The organism is Pandoraea pneumonica (assembly GCF_902459645.1).
GTDB classification, from domain to species: domain Bacteria; phylum Pseudomonadota; class Gammaproteobacteria; order Burkholderiales; family Burkholderiaceae; genus Pandoraea; species Pandoraea pneumonica.
The window spans coordinates 58,093-75,517 of sequence record NZ_CABPSK010000007.1; the positions used below are offsets into that span (position 1 = coordinate 58,093).

17 protein-coding genes are annotated in these 17,425 nt (G+C 62.4%); 10 read left to right on the forward strand and 7 right to left on the reverse strand.

Annotated elements, in window-relative coordinates; all coding sequences use genetic code 11:
- The first annotated feature begins 778 nt into the window (after window positions 1-778).
- The 4 genes from PPN31114_RS25020 (at window position 779) to PPN31114_RS25035 (ending at window position 5,747) form a co-directional block, all read left to right on the forward strand.
- Window positions 779-2,476, forward strand: coding sequence for a methyl-accepting chemotaxis protein (locus PPN31114_RS25020; RefSeq protein WP_150682243.1), 1,698 nt, complete (start codon window positions 779-781; stop codon window positions 2,474-2,476).
- Between the two features lie 64 nt (window positions 2,477-2,540).
- The gene (locus tag PPN31114_RS25025) at window positions 2,541-3,383 is read left to right on the forward strand and encodes a CheR family methyltransferase (RefSeq protein ID WP_150682244.1); all 843 of its coding nucleotides are present in this window, start codon (window positions 2,541-2,543) and stop codon (window positions 3,381-3,383) included.
- On the forward strand, window positions 3,367-3,894 hold the full coding sequence (locus PPN31114_RS25030) for a chemotaxis protein CheD (protein ID WP_150682245.1): 528 nt from the start codon (window positions 3,367-3,369) through the stop codon (window positions 3,892-3,894). Before PPN31114_RS25025 ends, PPN31114_RS25030 begins: the two co-directional genes overlap by 17 nt.
- On the forward strand, window positions 3,891-5,747 hold the full coding sequence (locus PPN31114_RS25035) for a chemotaxis protein CheW (protein ID WP_150682246.1): 1,857 nt from the start codon (window positions 3,891-3,893) through the stop codon (window positions 5,745-5,747). The genes PPN31114_RS25030 and PPN31114_RS25035 overlap by 4 nt, the downstream gene beginning before the upstream one ends.
- Window positions 5,748-5,858: 111 nt before the next feature.
- Here PPN31114_RS25035 and PPN31114_RS25040 read toward each other — a convergent pair whose 3' ends face one another.
- The 5 genes from PPN31114_RS25040 to PPN31114_RS25060 form a co-directional block, all read right to left on the reverse strand.
- Complete coding sequence (locus tag PPN31114_RS25040) at window positions 5,859-6,524, reverse strand: HD domain-containing protein (RefSeq protein WP_150682247.1); 666 nt, start codon at window positions 6,522-6,524, stop codon at window positions 5,859-5,861.
- A gap of 31 nt (window positions 6,525-6,555) precedes the next feature.
- Window positions 6,556-7,737: a patatin-like phospholipase family protein gene (locus PPN31114_RS25045; protein WP_150682248.1), complete on the reverse strand. Its 1,182-nt coding sequence runs from the start codon at window positions 7,735-7,737 to the stop codon at window positions 6,556-6,558.
- A gap of 93 nt (window positions 7,738-7,830) precedes the next feature.
- On the reverse strand, window positions 7,831-8,628 hold the full coding sequence (locus PPN31114_RS25050) for a 3-hydroxybutyrate dehydrogenase (protein WP_150682249.1): 798 nt from the start codon (window positions 8,626-8,628) through the stop codon (window positions 7,831-7,833).
- A gap of 126 nt (window positions 8,629-8,754) precedes the next feature.
- Window positions 8,755-10,422 (reverse strand): energy-dependent translational throttle protein EttA, encoded by a 1,668-nt coding sequence (ettA, locus tag PPN31114_RS25055; RefSeq protein ID WP_150682250.1) that lies wholly within the window; start codon window positions 10,420-10,422, stop codon window positions 8,755-8,757.
- Window positions 10,423-10,483: 61 nt separating this feature from the next.
- On the reverse strand, window positions 10,484-10,795 hold the full coding sequence (locus PPN31114_RS25060) for a 2Fe-2S iron-sulfur cluster-binding protein (protein ID WP_150682251.1): 312 nt from the start codon (window positions 10,793-10,795) through the stop codon (window positions 10,484-10,486).
- 306 nt (window positions 10,796-11,101) lie between these two features.
- On the opposite strand from PPN31114_RS25060, the gene PPN31114_RS25065 reads away from it, so the two are divergent.
- The 4 genes from PPN31114_RS25065 (at window position 11,102) to PPN31114_RS25080 (ending at window position 13,519) form a co-directional block, all read left to right on the forward strand.
- Window positions 11,102-11,455, forward strand: a complete 354-nt coding sequence (locus tag PPN31114_RS25065; protein WP_150682252.1) for a nucleotide pyrophosphohydrolase — start codon at window positions 11,102-11,104, stop codon at window positions 11,453-11,455.
- Between the two features lie 141 nt (window positions 11,456-11,596).
- Complete coding sequence (locus PPN31114_RS25070; RefSeq protein WP_150682374.1) at window positions 11,597-12,709, forward strand: metallophosphoesterase; 1,113 nt, start codon at window positions 11,597-11,599, stop codon at window positions 12,707-12,709.
- A gap of 50 nt (window positions 12,710-12,759) precedes the next feature.
- The gene (locus PPN31114_RS25075) at window positions 12,760-13,056 is read left to right on the forward strand and encodes an acylphosphatase (protein ID WP_150682253.1); all 297 of its coding nucleotides are present in this window, start codon (window positions 12,760-12,762) and stop codon (window positions 13,054-13,056) included.
- Between the two features lies 1 nt (window position 13,057).
- Complete coding sequence (locus PPN31114_RS25080; protein WP_150682254.1) at window positions 13,058-13,519, forward strand: GNAT family N-acetyltransferase; 462 nt, start codon at window positions 13,058-13,060, stop codon at window positions 13,517-13,519.
- A 9-nt stretch (window positions 13,520-13,528) separates the two neighbouring features.
- Here PPN31114_RS25080 and infA read toward each other — a convergent pair whose 3' ends face one another.
- Window positions 13,529-13,750, reverse strand: a complete 222-nt coding sequence (gene infA, locus PPN31114_RS25085) for a translation initiation factor IF-1 (RefSeq protein ID WP_039393473.1) — start codon at window positions 13,748-13,750, stop codon at window positions 13,529-13,531.
- 586 nt (window positions 13,751-14,336) lie between these two features.
- Between infA and PPN31114_RS25090 the strand changes: the two genes are divergently transcribed.
- Window positions 14,337-14,810 (forward strand): CBS domain-containing protein, encoded by a 474-nt coding sequence (locus tag PPN31114_RS25090; protein WP_150682255.1) that lies wholly within the window; start codon window positions 14,337-14,339, stop codon window positions 14,808-14,810.
- A gap of 9 nt (window positions 14,811-14,819) precedes the next feature.
- Here the strand turns inward: PPN31114_RS25090 and PPN31114_RS25095 are convergent, their stop codons facing one another.
- Window positions 14,820-16,298, reverse strand: a complete 1,479-nt coding sequence (locus tag PPN31114_RS25095) for an MFS transporter (RefSeq protein WP_150682256.1) — start codon at window positions 16,296-16,298, stop codon at window positions 14,820-14,822.
- A 455-nt stretch (window positions 16,299-16,753) separates the two neighbouring features.
- Here PPN31114_RS25095 and PPN31114_RS25100 point away from each other — a divergent pair, with 455 nt between their 5' ends.
- Entirely contained in the window at window positions 16,754-17,281 is a 528-nt protein-coding gene (locus PPN31114_RS25100; RefSeq protein WP_150682257.1) for an outer membrane lipoprotein, read from the forward strand.
- Window positions 17,282-17,425: the final 144 nt, after the last annotated feature.

Below are 17,425 nucleotides of genomic sequence, written 5' to 3' on the forward strand. Positions count from 1 at the left end.
TCCGTAATAACCCCCGTAATACGGCCGAGCCGGAACCACGACGCATCCGGCGAGCGTGACGGCAAGCAATGCAGCAACGAGCAACTTCATGATCTGACTCCAGATGAAAAGGAACCTGCGGGAGCGCGAGTCCGTTCGATTCCTTTATATCTTTGGCCTGATCCGAAGCCCATCACGCGTCTGTAAGCCGTGTAAGCGAAGGTTGCCAAACGGGCAAAGTGTCGCACTTTGTTACGTAACATGCGGCGGAACAACGCCGTAACACGCCAGCAACCGCTCACACCCACCTATCCGGAAACCCAATAACGACGCGGGTTTGCGATTTCCACGACGACTGGCACAAGGCTTGCATAGTCTTAGATGCCGCACTCTCAATTGCCCCGAAGAGCGCGGCATTGATGTCAGCCTCCTCCCGCGACTGACGTGGGAGGAGGTCTTTTTTCCGACACGCCTCAGCGTCATTTCTTCTGCACCGTTCGCGTGCAAATCCCCTCGTATTGCCAATTCATCTGAGCGTTTGAAATGTATTGACGCTATAACAGCGTCGACATCGCGCCTGTTTCATTTATCTTTAAATCTTTATTCGGCGCGGCTTTCCGGGTGTTTTGGCCTTTCGCGGCAAAAACAACATGCGGGTAGCCACTAATCTCAAGTTGACTTTCCAACTGTCGTAATCGCGTCTATAGAGGAGTGCGCGTCAACTCCTGGGCGACGCAAAAAATCCTTTTCGTGACGGCCGCACGACACGCGCCGGGGCAAGCGTATCAGGGAGAAGGTCATGGAAATCGCCACGCCTGAATTCCAAATGGAACAGCAGGAACTACAGGCCATCAGCGCCGCACTCAACCGCGTACAGGCGGTCATCGAGTTCGATTTGCAGGGCCGCGTCATGCATGCAAACGACAATTTCTTGCAGACGCTCGGTTACCGGCTCGACGAAATTCAGGGGCAGCACCATCGCATGTTCTGCGAGCCCGACTACGCCGCTTCGCAGGCCTATCGCGATTTCTGGGCGAAGCTCGGCCGCGGCGAATTCGACTCGGGCGAGTACAAGCGCGTCGCCAAGGGCGGCCGAGACGTGTGGATTCGCGCCTCGTATAACCCGGTGTTCGATGCCAACGGCGTGCCGTACAAGGTGATCAAGTTCGCCACCGACGTCACTGCCGAGCGCGCCCGCCAGGCGGAGTTCGAGAGCAAAGTGCGGGCGATGGATCTGGCGCAGGCGGTCATCGAGTTCAATCTCGACGGCACCGTCACCAAGGCCAACGACAACTTCCTCAAGACGCTGGGCTATTCGTTCGACGACATCAAGGGCAAGCATCACCGCATGTTTTGCGAGCCCGACTATGCGGCGTCCGACGTCTATCGCGAATTCTGGGCCAAGCTCAATCGTGGCGAATTCGATTCGGGCCGCTACAAGCGGATCGGACGCGGCGGGCGCGAAGTCTGGATTCAGGCGACCTACAACCCGATCCTCGACATGAACGGCCGCCCCTACAAGGTGGTGAAGTTCGCGACCGACATTACGCAACAGGTCGAACTCGAAGCCAGCGTGAAACGCCGCGCCGAAGAAGACCAACGCAAGGTTGCCGCCCTGCTGAACACCGTGAATCGCGCGGCCGCGGGCGATCTGACCGGTGACATCCCCGTGAGCGGCACCGACCCGATCGATCAGTTAGCCGAAGGCATCCGTCACATGATGGACGACCTGCGCGGCGTGATCGGCAAGGTGGTGAATTCCGCTGGCGAGTTCTCGGGCGCCTCGCGCGACATCGCCGAGCGTGCCAACACTGTGGCTACCGGAGCACAGGCTCTGGGCGCGACGGTCGAGGAAATGAACGCGTCTATCGAAGAACTGACCGCATCGATCAACTCGATTGCCGACAACACCAAGGGCGCCGACCAGCTCGCCAAGGCCACGCAGCAGGAAGCCGAGACCGGCGCGCGTGCCATCGCCCGCTCTGTCGAAGCGATGGAATTGATCAATAAGTCGTCGGAAGACATCAGCGAAATCGTCAAGGTGATTGGCGAAATCGCCGGTCAAACCAACTTGCTGGCGTTCAACGCCGCCATCGAAGCGGCACGCGCCGGTGAGCATGGCCTGGGCTTCTCGGTGGTGGCAGACGAAGTGCGCAAGCTTGCCGAGCGCTCGTCGCAGGCCACCAAGGAAATCTCGAAGCTCATCAACGAGTCGACCAAGCGCGTGGCACAAGGCAGCGAAGTGTCGAAGCTGGCGGGCGATGCCTTCGAGAAGATCGTCGGCGGCGTGTCGCGCACGACGCAGGCGATCTCCGAAATCTCGTGCGCCGCGGAAGAACAACTGGTGGCCGCACGCGAAGTGAGTTTGGCGATTCAGCACGTGGCCGAAGAGACCGAGAAGTCGGCGGGCGCGTGCGAGACCATCGCGCAAGCCACGTCCGGGCTCACCCAGGAGGCCGAGGCACTCGACCAAACCGTGTCGCGCTTCAAGGTCTGAAGCCAGACTGACGTTCCCTTCGATCTGTCACGACTGACGCGTCCGTACTTCCGGAGAGCCCGACATGGAAATCGAAGCCGACGCCGACCCCAGTACTCAGCTCGCACTGTTGCGCGCCGTGCACCGGCACACCGGCATCTCGATGAACGAAAAGAAATGGACGATGTTGCAAGGCCGGTTGCGCCCGCGCCTGCGCACATTGTCATTGCGTTGCTATCGCGACTATCTGGCGCTGCTGGAGAACACGCCCGACGAAGTGCGTAACTTCGTGAATCTGGTCACGACCAACGAGACCACGTTTTTCCGCACACCGCGCGTGTGGGATTACTTCGCACAGCACTTTTTGCCGCGCTGGCAGGAAGCGAAGCATGGCCGCCCGTTCCGTATGTGGTCGGCGGCCGCCTCCAGCGGCGAAGAAGCGTATTCGGCGGCGATGATCTGCGAGGAATTCCGCGTGCGGCATCCGGACTTCCAGTATCAGATTCACGCGACCGACATCTCGAGCCAAGTGCTGGCGGTGGCGATGGCGGGCAACTACGGCGGCCGCAGCATCGACGGCCTGAAGCAGCAGCGCCCCGGCCTGCTGGCAAAGTACTTCCGGCCCAGCGTGGGCGGACACACGGTCGTGCCCGAACTGCGCACCCACATCACGTTTGCCGAGCACAACCTGTATCAGCGCATGGCGCGCCGCGAGGCGTTCGATCTGATCATGTTGCGCAACGTGCTGATCTACTTCGAAGCCCCCGATCAGGAGCGGGTACTAGAGAACGTGCGCCACACGCTCACGTCCGAAGGCGTACTCATCGTGGGCGAGTCGGAATCGCTCTCGCGCCTGTCGACCGGCTACCGGTTCGAACAGCCGCTCATTTACCGAAATCAGGGAGCGCCGAATGGGGTCATCGCATGACATTCAGGTGTTGATGGGCGAAGTGCGTATTGGACGTGGCGAAGATGTGCTGCGTGCGACGCTCGGCTCGTGTGTCGGCATCGCACTGATGTGGCGCTCGCGTGGTTTGTACGGCCTCGCGCACTGTCTGTTGCCCGAAGCCCCCGCACCGACGCTCGCGATTGGGGCGAAATATGTGACGCAAGCCGTCCCGTCGCTGCTCGCCCTGATGAAAGCGGAAGGTGCGCGGCGCAGTGAAATCGAAGCCGTCATCGCGGGGGGCGGCAACATGATGCCGCACCAGCCGCCCGCCCGGCATGGGCTGATCGGCGTGGCTAACGCCAAGATGGCACAGGCGCTCATCGCCGAGACCGGCATTCCGATCGTGCACGTGGAAGTGGGCGGCGAAGTGGGACGGCAAATCATCGTCGATTGCGCCCGTCACGCCTTTTTCGTGCGCGTGATCGGTTCGAACGGTGCCACCGAGGTACCGCGCCGCCCGGCGCTCCGACTCGTGGGACGTGGAACATGAACGCACGCACACCCGGTTTTCCGTTTCTCCATCGCGACGCGCTGGCCGGTACGACCGTGCTGCCGCCGACGATGTCGCCGCTTCAGAACTATGCCGGGCGAAGCGCGTATGGCTATGGCACTGGGCACGTGGTATCGACGCAGGTCGCAAAGACTGCACCGATCGAACCCGAGAGCACCGTGCCATCCGTCGACACGGAGGCAATCGATGCGGCGCTCGTCGATACGGCACTGCTAAGTGCGCCAAGTGAGACGTCGGTGGCACCGCCAGCGCTCGCTAGCCCGCCAGTCGCTCGGCGCGCAGCGAGTGCCGACGATGTCGAAGTCTTCGGCTCGTTTCATCTAGGCGACGTGGAGTTTGCGCTGCCGATCGCCGCGTTGCAGGAGGTGGTGAACTACCCGTCGCGCATCACGCCGGTGCCGCTCTCGCCCCCGTTTCTGCTCGGGCTGTTCAACTTGCGCGGCACGCTGATTCCGATTGTCGATCTGAAGCCGTTGCTGGCGATGACTTCCGGAGCCGAGTCAGGTGCCGTCGCCGGACTCGCCCATGCGAGCGAGAAGATCGCTATCGTCGACGTCGACGGGGTGCGCGTGGGACTGCTGTTCGACACCACCGGCGAGATTCTGCGCGTGCGGGCTTCGCAACGCACCGGCTTCGAATACGATGCGGGGCACACCGCGCCCCCAGTGGTCTCGGGAGCGATCAAGCTCGATGGGGGCGACCGCATTCTGCAAATTCTCGCGCCGGGCGCGCTCGTCCATATCGAAAACATGCCGCAGTTGCTCGCGCGGCAGTCGTTGAACGCGCCCCAGCGCCGCCAGCAACGCCAGCGCTTGCAATGCGTTTCGTTCACCGTAGAGCACTCGCGACTCGCGCTGCCGATGAGCGCCATTCGCGAAATCATCCGCATTCCAGAGTTGCAGAATTCGGCGCTGGCGAGCGTGTTCTGCGTCGGCATGCTCAACCTGCGTGGCACCGTGGTGCCTGTCATCGACTTCGCGCACTTTCTCGGCTTGCACGCCTGCCGCCCCGACGCCGACGTGGCGGGCACCGCCGCCGACCCGCGCCGCATTCTGATCGTGAAACAGGAAGACGTGCACTTCGGCCTGCTCGTCGACGCGGTGGACAGCATCGTGACGTACTACGCCGACGAGCTGCTGGCGATGCCGTCGTTCAGCACGTCGCACGCGCAACTCTTCGCTGGCTGCATCACGCGCGACGATGCCGACGACATCGTGCTGCTCAATGCCGACGAGCTCTTTACGCATGCGCAGGTGCTCGAACTCACCCGCGGGCACCGCGACTTGTACCGTGAAGGCGACGGTGCCGCGCTCGGCAAAAGCAGCGCGACGGCCAGCTTCGGTGCGAACAAGTCCTCGCGCGGTACGCGACACGCGTACGTGTCGTTCCGCTTGCAGCACATGCTGGCCGTACGGCTCGATCAGTTGCGCGAAATCATTCACGACTCGCCTGACGTCATCCCCGCGCCGGGGGCCCCGGCGTTTGTGCGCGGCATGCTCAATCTTCGGCGCGAATTGGTGACGATCGTCGATCTGCGGGCGCTCTACGGCATGCCCGCGCAAGACGATACGCAGGCGCGCAAGATTCTGGTGATCGAGCACGGCAAAGACAAATTCGGGCTGCTGGTGGACGCCATCGAAAACATCGTGACGCTGGACGAAGCCGACAAGTTGCCGGTGCCCGCGATGCTGCTGGGGCGCGCTACACACGAGATGCGCAACGACATGCGTGATGCGGTGGAATTGCCGACATCGGATGGCGTCGCGCGCACGGCCATGCTGCTGGACCTGCAACCGCTCAAATTGCGGTTGGAGACGGCGCTCGCGCTGTAAAAGTGGGTTCGACGCAGGGCCCTGCGGCGTGTCGGGGGGCACGCCGCAGGGGTAGTTCGCGAGACGGTAGGCGCTCGGCGAATCTCCCTGTGATTGTCCGTTGGTGCCGCGTTAGTGCAGGCCCAGTTCGCGGCGCACCTGCGCCAGAAAGCGGCGCATGACATCGGTGCGTTCACGCCCGATGCGCTGCCCCGTCGGCGTACTCAATCCGTCGGTGAGATGCAGCAATTTGCGTTCGAAGTGATCGATGGCGTAGGTCGCGTCATCCAATTCACGGTGCTGCGCGAACGGATCGGCCGGGTCGTACAGACGGCTGCCCAAGCGCCCGGCCACATAAAACACACGCGCGATACCGAGCGCGCCCAGCGCGTCGAGCCGGTCGGCATCGCGCAGAATCTTGGCCTCGTCCGTCATCGGCGTGATGCCTGCCGAAAAGCTATGCGCCGCGATGGCGTGCGCTACGACTTCGATGCGGGCCTCGGGCCATTCCATGCGGGTGAGCAGGTCTCGCGCGACGTTCGCTGCGAGCGTCGAAGCCCGCGCACGGTCGGGCGAGTTCTTCTCCACACTCACGCAATCGTGAAGCAAGGTCGCCACGGCCAGCGCTTCTTCATCGACGCCCGGCACGCTCGCAGCAATCTCCTTGGCAAGACACCAGACACGCGACAGATGCGAGACATCGTGCGCGCCATCGTCGGTCGCGTGGCCGCCGTCGTAATGCGTCAGGACCTCGGCGATGGTCGCCGAGTAAGGGGCAAACAGGTCAGGCAGGGACAAGTGGCAAATCCGTAGAAAGACGCCCGCCGCGTCAGATGACTTCGTGACGGTGGACGTCGTGAGTAATAAAACCGGAGGCGTCGTTGGGCATGGCAAGCCATTCGGGATGCGCGAGCGTGCGGCGCATGTCGTCCAGCCCGCTCGTCCAGTGATCGAGCATCGTGGACAAGCCGAACTGGTAGTCCTTGTAGTGCCCCTCGTACTCCTTGTTGCGGTAGATCAGTTGCACGACGTTGTACCGCTTGCTGCACGCGATTTCCTGCGCGGCGTGGCACCACGGGTCGCGCGCACGCACCTCGGCCGGGACGCGCTCAAGCACTTCACGCAGTACGCGGCGGTAGTGCTGCGCACGTTGCAGGTTGTCGGTGACAAAGCGCGTGCGGCTCGAATACTGGATGTCTTTCTGGCGGTCGGCGACGTCGTTCAGATTGTCGGGCAGCGGCCCGCGGGCGCTCCACAAATCCACCTGAAAGGCGAGCGTGTCACGACGCGGCGACGTGCCAAGCACTTCGGATAGCGGGGTGTTCGACACCAGTCCGCCATCCCAGAAATACTGCCCGTCGATTTCGACAGCCGGAAAACCCGGCGGCAACGCCCCCGACGCCATAAAGTGCTCGGGACGCAGCACTTCGCGCGTGTTGTCGAAGTAGACGAAATTGCCCGTGTGCACGTTGACCGCGCCGACCGAGACGCGCGTCTCGCGCGAATTGATGCGGTCGAAGTCCACGAAGCGCTCCAGCGTGCCGCGCAATGCCGTGGTGTCGTAATAGCTCGCATGCGCCGGGTCGCCCATGGCCGTGGGCAACGGCTGCGGCCAACGCGGCGTGAAGAAGCCCTTTTGCCCTTCAACCATCGCGCGCCACGCTTGCCATGCGCTGTAGGCGACGCGTCCCGATTCGGGGCCATTGAGAATGGCAGCTTCGAACGGTGCGGGCAGCGGCGGGAACACGGCCGGCTCGCAGATCGTGCGCCAAAAGGCTTCGAGTTGCGCCACGCGCTTCTCGGGCGGATTGCCCGCAATGACGGCCGTATTCAATGCGCCGATGGAGATTCCTGCGATCCAGTTCGGCGCGATGCCCGCCTCGTGAAGCCCGGCGTACACCCCGGCCTGATACGCCCCGAGCGCGCCGCCGCCCTGCAAAACAAGCGCAACCGTCTCGTACGGCGGCAGATCGATAGCGCGTTTGGGTACCTTGGGCGGGTTGGCCGTCATGACCGTTCTCCTGAAGCTGTCGCGTGATGCAATGCGCCGGTGATCCGCGCGTGCCGATCACCGGCTAACTGCCGAGTGCTTACTGCCGAGTGCTTACTGCATAAACCAGCCGTGGCTCACGACGAACGACTGGCCCGTGAAGGCCGCCGTCGGGAACGTGGCGAGGAAAAGCGCCGTTTGTGCGACGTCGTCCACCGTCGTAAAGACGCCATCGACGGTGCCGCCGAGCATCACCTTCTTGATGACTTCGTCTTCCGAGATGCCCAGCTCTTTCGCCTGCTCGGGAATCTGCTTGTCGACGAGCGGCGTGCGCACGAAGCCCGGGCAAATCACATGCGAGCGCACGTTGTGCTTCGCGCCTTCCTTGGCGAGCACGCGGGCCAGACCCAACAGCGCGTGTTTGGCGGCCACGTAGGCCGACTTGAGCGGAGAAGCCTCATGCGAGTGCACCGAGCCCATGTAGATCACGATGCCGCCGCGATCGTCCTTGTACATGTGCTTGAGCGCCGCCTTGGTCGTGAGGAACGCGCCGTCGACGTGAATTGCCTGCATCTTCTTCCAGTCGGAGAACGCGTAGTTCTCGATCGGATTGACGATCTGAATGCCGGCGTTGGAGATCAGGATATCGATGGAGCCGAAGGCCTGCGCCACCTTGTCGATGCCGCTATTGACCGCCTCCTCGTTGGTCACGTCCATGGCCACGCCCATCGCGCGCCCGCCTGCCGCTTTGATTTCTTCAGCCACGGCATCGGCGCCCTGCTGGTTCAAGTCGGCAATCGCAATCGCGGCGCCCGCTTTGGCCAGCGTCAACGCGATTTCCTTGCCAATACCACTGGCAGCTCCCGTGACTACGGCGACTTTTCCGTTCAACTGATTCACTGACTGGCTCATTTGCACACTCCTGATTCGTCAAAAGGGCGGGCTGTGCGACGCAGCGCACGGCACGTCGGATACTTGCGTCAATACGTCATCGGTCCGTTCAAACAGAAAAGGCGCCTTGCGGCGCCTTTTCCTGCATTACCGCGCGATCGGCTTGTAGCGGATTCGCTTCGGTTTAGCTGCCTCCTCGCCGAGGCGTTTCTTCTTGTCCGCCTCATACTCCTGATAGTTGCCCGGGAAGAACTCGACGTGCGAGTCGCCTTCGAAAGCCAGAATATGGGTGGCAATACGATCGAGGAACCAGCGATCGTGCGAGATCACCATCACGCAGCCAGCGAACTCGAGCAGCGCGTCCTCGAGTGCACGCAGGGTTTCGACGTCCAGATCGTTCGACGGTTCATCGAGCAGCAACACATTGCCGCCGGAAATCAGCGTCTTGGCCATGTGCAAACGGCCACGTTCACCGCCGGAGAGCGAACCCACCTGCTTTTGCTGGTCTGAACCCTTGAAGTTGAAGCGGCCGATGTAGGCACGCGACGGCGTTTCGTACTTGCCCACGGTCAGCACGTCAGCGCCGCCCGAAATTTCTTCGAACACGGTCTTCGTGCCATCGAGCGCGTCGCGGCTCTGGTCGACGTAAGCCATCTTGACCGTCGGGCCGACCTTGATCTCGCCGCTATCCGGCTGCTCACGGCCGGTGAGCATCTTGAAGAACGTCGATTTACCGGCACCGTTCGGGCCGATGATGCCGACGATGGCGCCCGGCGGCACGGTGAAGCTCAGGTCGTCGATCAGTAGACGATCGCCGAAGGCCTTCGACACGTTCTTGAATTCGACGACTTCGTTACCCAGACGCTCACCCACCGGGATGAAGATTTCCTGGGTTTCGTTGCGCTTTTGGTATTCCTGGCTATTCAGCTCGTCGAAACGGGCAAGACGCGCCTTCGACTTGGCTTGGCGGCCCTTCGGGTTCTGGCGCACCCACTCCAGTTCCTTCTTCAGCGCCTTCTGGCGGGCCGACTCGCTCGCCTCTTCCTGCTTCAGGCGTTGCTCCTTCTGGTCGAGCCACGAGCTGTAGTTGCCCTTCCAAGGAATGCCGTGACCGCGGTCGAGTTCGAGAATCCACTCCGCGGCGTTGTCGAGGAAGTAGCGATCGTGGGTTACGGCCACCACGGTGCCCGGGAAGCGCGTGAGGAACTGTTCGAGCCAGTCGACGGATTCGGCGTCCAAGTGGTTGGTCGGCTCGTCGAGCAGCAGCATGTCCGGCTTGGAGAGCAGCAGACGGGCGAGCGCGACGCGGCGCTTTTCACCGCCCGAGAGCACGCCGATCTTGGCATCCCATGCGGGCAGACGCAGCGCGTCGGCGGCGACTTCCAGCGTTTGCTCGATGTTGTTGCCGTCGCTTGCCGCGAGAATGGCTTCGTACTTGGCTTGCTCGGCGGCCAGCGCGTCGAAGTCGGCGTCCGGTTCGGCGTAAGCGGCGTAAATCTCTTCGAGCTTGGTGCGTGCCTCGAAAATTTCGCCCATGCCGCTCTCGATCGATTCGCGCACCGTTTGCTCGGGATCGAGCTGCGGCTCTTGCGGCAGATAACCGATGTTCAGGTTCGGCATCGGGATGGCTTCACCCTCGATCTCTTTGTCCACGCCGGCCATGATCTTGAGCACGGTCGACTTACCTGAGCCGTTCAGACCCAGCACGCCGATCTTGGCGCCGGGGAAGAACGACAGGGAGATGTCTTTGAGGATGTGACGCTTGGGCGGCACGATCTTGCCCACGCGGTTCATGCTGAATACGTACTGTGCCATTCGGCTTTCCTGATCCTGAAAACGGTTATGCCGCTCTTAGCGAGCAACAGACTCGGCAAGTTTAACAAAGCGCGGCGTCGGGCGCGTCGATGGTGAGATCGGCCCGCGCATAAGCGCAGCAAGGCAACAGCCAGCCCTCGGCCTTTTCGTCGCGCGACAAGCCCGGCCATTCGATGCGATAGGCCACTGGCGCAGGCGCGGGCTCGCTCGCCGCCTGCACGCAGCACAGGCACGCGCGGCAGGTGCCATTGCGGCACAGGCTTGGCAGTTTGATACCGGCTGCTTGCGCCGCGAGCAGCAACGGCATGTCGTCCGGGGCGTCGAACTGCCAGCCGGATGGGGCGAGCGTAACTCGGTGAACGCGGCGGGGCATGGTGTGATCGGCGTGCGGCGTCGGTTGGCTGGGCACGGAAGGCAAGCTGTCCACGATGTGAGAGTTGGTGAAAATTCGACGGCGGGGCGTGCGCGGCACGGCTGACGCCGACGCGCTACCATACCCCGATATTGCGCGATGCTGCGTCCGATATTGCGTCCAGCCTCCCGGCTTTTTTGGCGCGCATACGATGACAAGCGCCATCGTCATTCCTGCGGCAGCCCCATTGACCTTCGTGCTGGCGCCCCAATATCGAAATCTCGCGGCCTCCCGCATTCACGATTCCGTCATTTTTTTCATCCGCCCATGAGCCAAGCGTCGCCCTCCCCGGAAGCCCGTCTGATCGATACTGCGGGGCTGGAAGCCGCCCTGCACGCGTTTGCAGACGCGCGCGATTGGCACCGGCATCACACGCCGAAGAACCTTGCGATGGCGTTGTCCGTCGAAGTGGCAGAACTGGTCGAGATTTTTCAGTGGCATACCGAGGCTGAAGCCGGGGCCGTCATGGCATCGAGCGAGGCCCGGCATGTGGAGCAGGAACTGGCTGACATCGCCATGTATCTCGTGCGCTTGTCGTCGGTACTGGGCGTGGATTTGAACCGCGCCGTGACCGAAAAGCTCGTCATGAACGCAAAGAAGTATCCGGCCCCGCCGGCGTAGTCTTCCCCCTATTTCGTTACAGACACCGATATGTCGCAAACTTCACAAGCGTCTCGCGCCCCGTCAGAGGCCACCGACGGCCCGGCGCACCGCCACGGCAAGTCGTCGCGCCGTACGTTGCCCGCACGCCCGCGCTGGCTGATGCTCGCCATCATTGCGCTGCTGCACGCGTATATCGGCTGGCGTCTGCTCACGCCGCTGCCTGTGGCCATCGGCTGGAAAGTAGCAGGCGCGCTGTGGCTCGTGGCCTCGACCATTTTGATTCCGCTCGGGCTGATGAGCCGGGCGCTTCAGCGGGAGCCGCTGGCCACACTGCTGAATTGGACCGGCATGATGGCGGTCGGCGTCTTCTCGTCGCTCTTCGTGCTGACGTTGCTGCGCGATGTGGTGCTGGGCGTCGCGATGGCGTTCTCCGTGCTCGACGCCCAACTCGTCACGCGCTCGGCCGTGATCGTGCTGATCATGACGGCCGCCGCGACCGTGCTCGGTTTCTACAACGCGCGACGGCTTGCGCGCGTGGTCGACGTGGATATCCCGATTGCCAATCTGCCGCCTGAACTCAAAGGGTTCACCATCGTGCAGTTGAGCGATATTCACGTGAGTTCGACGATTCGCCGCCGCTATATCGAGGCCATCGTCGACGCGGCGAACGAATTGAAGCCCGACCTCATCGCCATCACCGGCGATCTGGTCGATGGCAGCGTACCGGCCCTGCGCGACCATATCGCGCCGCTTGGGCGTCTGACCTCGCGCCACGGCACCTACGTGTGCACCGGCAATCACGAGTACTATTCGGGCGCGCCCGCGTGGGTGGAAGAGCTCCGCCGTCTCGGCCTGACGGTGCTCGAAAATCAGCACGTCGTGCTCGATCACGAAGGCGCAGCGCTGACGGTCGCTGGCGTGACCGATTTTGGTGCCCATCATTTCGATGAGGAAAAACGCAGCGATCCGCAAGCGGCCGCTGCCGGCTCGCCGGATGGCGTGCCGCGCGTACTGCTGGCTCACCAGCCGCGCAGCGCCCCGGCGGCGGCGGAAGCCGGATTCGATTTGCAACTCTCCGGTCACACACATGGTGGACAGTTCTGGCCATGGATGTATTTCGTGCCGCTGCAACAGCCGTTCGTTCACGGGCTGCACCGGCTGGATCGTCTGGCGGTGTATGTGAGCCGTGGCACCGGTTACTGGGGGCCGCCCAAGCGTTTCGGCGCGCCGTCCGAAATCACACGCATCCGGCTCATGCCGGGTAAGGCTTGAATGTCCAACGCCATTCAAGCCACTCATTCTCCGTATTCGTCTTTGCTGCCATGAAGTCATTGCATCCCGCCTCCGCGCTTGAAACCGTTGCCGTGCGCCTGCGCGGCAAGATCCAGGGCGTGGGATACCGCCATGCGGCCGTGCGCGAAGGACATTTGATCGGCGTGCGCGGCTGGGTGCAGGCGCTGCCCGAGGGCGACATCGTCGCCATGGTGCAAGGCACGCCCGAACAGGTCGACAAGATGCTGGAATGGATGCGGCGCGGCCCGCCCGCCGCACGTGTCACTGAGTTCGAGAGCGAAGTCGAATACACGGGCCGCCGCTTCGACCGGTTCGAACAACTCTGACATGACCTCCCCGACACCGGCGATGGCTGCACCGCTGACCCGCCGCGCCGTCGATGGCGACGCGCCACCCATTGTCGCGCTGTTGGCGCAATTGGGCTACGACACCTCGATCGAGATTGTCCGGCGCAACATCGCCCTATCGAACGCGAATGGCGATGACGCGGCGTACGTCGCGATCGACGAGCTCGGCAATATCGTGGGATGTATGGGGTTGCACGCGCTCACCATGTTTCATCTGGCGGGGCGGCTGGGGCGCATTACGGCGCTGGTGGTGGAGGAGAAAGCGAGAGGCTCGGGCATCGGGCACGCGCTGATGGCGGCCGCACATGCGTGGTTTATCGAGCGAGGATGCGAGAAATTCGAAGTGACGAGCAGCGACCATCGGGTCGCCGCGCATCGCTTCTATGCGCGCCATGGCTATGCCCGTGACGGGCAGCGTCTGGCGCGCTGGAGCCAGACTTAAGTCGCTGACTTAATTCTTGTGACGGTAGTTGATGCGGCCCTTGCTCAAATCGTAGGGCGACATTTCCAGCGTCACACGGTCACCCGCGAGAATGCGGATGCGATTCTTCTGCATGCGGCCGCTCGCATATGCCACCACTTCCACGCCGTTTTCGAGCGTGACGCGAAAGCGATTGTCCGGCAATACATCCGAGACGTGTCCGCTGAATTCGATCAGTTCTTCCTTGGCCAATATCGTGTCCTCTTGAGGGTGCCGCTCGCGATGAGCGCAGCACCGGTGTTACTGAAGGTTCGTTCGCCAATACCGTCGCCGCGCCCTGTGGGTTGCAGGGCACACATCGAACGCCAAAAGGAGCCTACCCGGTGGACCGGCCATGTTGTCATGACGGCGCACCGAAACGCGGCGATGGTTCGAAGGAGCAAGGCACATTGCGGCAGTGCCGCAATGACGAGCAGTGCGTGTCGGGAGGGCGGAGACCGTTCGGTCTGCGTCATCGGCACAGCGAGTGATTCGGCTCGCAGGACAAGGCTGTCAGCGGCGCCGATAAAGCATTTCGCGATCGTCAGGCGATGATCGGCGAATTTTCGCCGATCCCGCAAGGATACGCCTATATACGTCGCCCGTGGGAAAAAGTTGCCCGGATTGTGCCATTTTGGGGGCTTTTGTCGTCAATTTGTGGCGCATTGCATCATTCCGGACCTGACGCGCACTCGGCTGCGTCGAGTCACAACCCGGGTTTCTGCGGGACAACGCGAGCATGACGCGCGACGCGGTCTCAACTATTCTGTAAGTACCCGTAGCCCGCAGGAGGATGACCATGAAAACAGTCGCTCAGATCCTGAAGTCCAAGTCGGCCGACACGGTGTACAAAGTGCGCCCCACCGATTCGGTACTCGATGCGTTGACGTTGATGGCCGAGGCGCGCATCGGCGCGGTGCTCGTCAGCGAAGACGACCGGACGATCATCGGCATCTTCACCGAGCGCGATTACGCGCGAAAGGTCGCGCTCATGGGGCGAACCTCGGTCAACACCCCCGTGCGCGACGTCATGACTTCTGCCGTACGCTACGTGAGCCCGGACCAGACCAACGAAGAGTGCATGTCGCTCATGACCGAGCACCGCATTCGTCACCTGCCAGTCATGAAAGACGGCGAGCTGGTCGGCCTGCTGTCGATCGGCGACTTGGTCAAAGCGATCATCTCCGAGCAGCAATTCACCATCGACCAACTCGAGAACTACATCATGGGCGGCGGGGCCGCGCTTGCGAGCCGCACACCGCGCCCTAGCTAACCCAGCAAATCAATAATCTTCCGCATCGACGTCGTAATTCGACGGTTCCCAGCGAAGCACCAGCAGCGCGAGCAGACCGATGGCCGGCGCGATGGCGATCACCCAGAACACCTTGGTCGCCAGCGCCGCCGCGAGCACCGGGAACAGGAACAGCGACACGGTGGAGCTGGCGCGCATCAGCGTCTGGTTGAAGCCCACGCCCACACCGCGCAACGACGTCGGATAGCTCAACGACGCATACGTCATTGTGTGCGCGCCGGGACCGAACCCCTGCCCCAGCAGGAACAGTGCGAGGAAGCCCAGCGCCCACGCCACCTGCACCCCGCCAGCGGGCTTGCCGACCAGCGCCAAACCGATAAGCGCCGTCAGTTGGAATGCGTAACCGACGACCGTCAATTTCCACGCACCGAACTTCGGCACGAGGCGCACGCCGAGCAAACCACCGGTGAACGCGAACAGCAGATTGAGCGCCAGCGACATCAGAATGGTCGTGAGCATCGACTGCGCGAGAAAGCTCGCAATGATCACCGGCAAACCGAACGCCACCGCGTTGTAGGCGAACGACGATGCCACCGAAATGATGGTCGCCAGCGTCGTGCGCTTCAGATACACACCGCGCAGCAGTGCCGCATAGTTGCTCCACGCCGCCGGGCGCTTGGCTTGCACGCGCTCGGCGTCGGCCGCCACCACGGCATCGATCCCGTACGACCGCTTCAGAATCTTCGCGGCTCCTTCCAGATCGCCCTGATTCGCCGCCCACACCGGCGACTCGCTCATGTACTTGCTGCGCACGGCGATGATCGCCAGCGCCGGAATCGCGCCGAAGCCCAGAATAATGCGCCACAGCAACGCGCTATGCGACGACGGCAGCACCGAGTAGCAGAGCAGCACCAGCAAATACGAAGCGCAAATGGCCGCGTACCACGTTGGACACCACATCGCCACGCGCGCCGCCTTATTGCCGCGCCCCTTGAGCTTCGAGAACTCGGCGAGGAACGCCATCGCCACCGGCAAATCGATCCCTACGCCCAGCCCCATCACGAAGCGCGCGCCCGCGAGCACATACTCGTTCGGGGCGAACGCACAGGCGATGGCGGCAATCACAAAGCACAGCATGTCGGCCATGAACACGCGATAGCGGCCGATGCGATCGGTGAAGTACCCACCGAGGAACGCCCCGACGATCGCGCCGAATGTGATGGCCGACGCCACCATGCCGGTCCCGGCAGGCGTGAGATTGAATTCGCGGGCCACGTCCTTCAAACCGAAGGCGAGCGCGCCCAGATCGTAGGCGTCGAGGAACACACCGCCAAGCGCGATGGCCACGATCCAGCGTGCATTGGAAACCCGCGCGCCGCCCTCGTTGACGAGTTGGGCCACGTCGCCCGCCGAACGAATGACCGCCGGGCCTGAAGTGCGCGCAGCGGCAGCGGCTGCGGAGGCCGCGCGTGCAGACGCGGCAGGAGACAAGGAAACGTCGACAGACATGAGGCTGAACCGGGAAAGCGGGGGATCGAAAGGTCGCGATGTTACCGCTTGGTACCGTCACATCCAAGTGCTTTCTGGTTATATGTTTAGATGATTCCCGCGCTAGCAAGCGCATTTTCATGACTTACCAGCGTCATCGACCAAACAAAACCCATCGCACGAGTGGATTCCACCTGCCCTGTAAGCATTTACAGGGCATGACCCCACGTCTCATCTAGCGAGAATATGATCGAGGAATGCTTCGGAAACGGCAGCCCCCGCGTGAAACCCAACAGCAGCGGCCAGTTCGACGGGGGTCCGGCATTAACAAATGCTTACCGTTTCTTACAGCAGGAATATCTGCGGAACCCTACATTCCGCGTCGTGGTCGCAATACATGTGCCACAAAGTGCGCGAAGTCATCGACCTCGATGGTGACGGCGCATTTACCTCACGCTCACGAGGAACGACTGAAAATGAAGATCAAAGCACTTACGGGAATCAGCGCGGCATTGGCCGCTGTCATGCTCGCCGGTTGCGTCGCACCGGGCCCGCAATACGGTGGTGGTTACCAACAGGGATATCAGCAACCGGGTTACCAGCAGCCGGGCTATCAACAGGGTTACCAGCAGGGCTACCAGCAACCGCCGCAAGGCGCACCGCAGGGAGCGTTGTATGGCCGCGTTGAATCGATCGAGCAAATGAACGGCGCGAACAACAGCCCGAACATTCTCGGTACGGTGCTGGGCGGCGCAGCCGGCGGTTTGCTCGGCAACACGATGGGCGGCGGTCGCGGTCGCACGGCCACCACGATCGGTGGTGCTGTGGTTGGCGCCATTGCGGGCAACCGTATCGAAAACAGCATGGGTCAACCGAACGTGCTGTATCGCATCACGGTGCGCCTGGACGATGGCCGCGTCGCCACGGTGACGCAAGCGCCGCCGCTGCGCGTGCAGCAAGGCCAACGTGCTGCCGTCGCGAACGACACTGTGTATCCGTACTAAGCACGTCTCGCGCCACAGAAAACGCCCGCCGGTTTTGCCCGGCGGGCGTTTTCTTTTTGGCGCGTGTCAATCGAAAAAGGGCGTGGTGATCAAGGGTCGAACCGCCATACGCAAAAACTATTTGGCCTGATAAGATACGCGCGA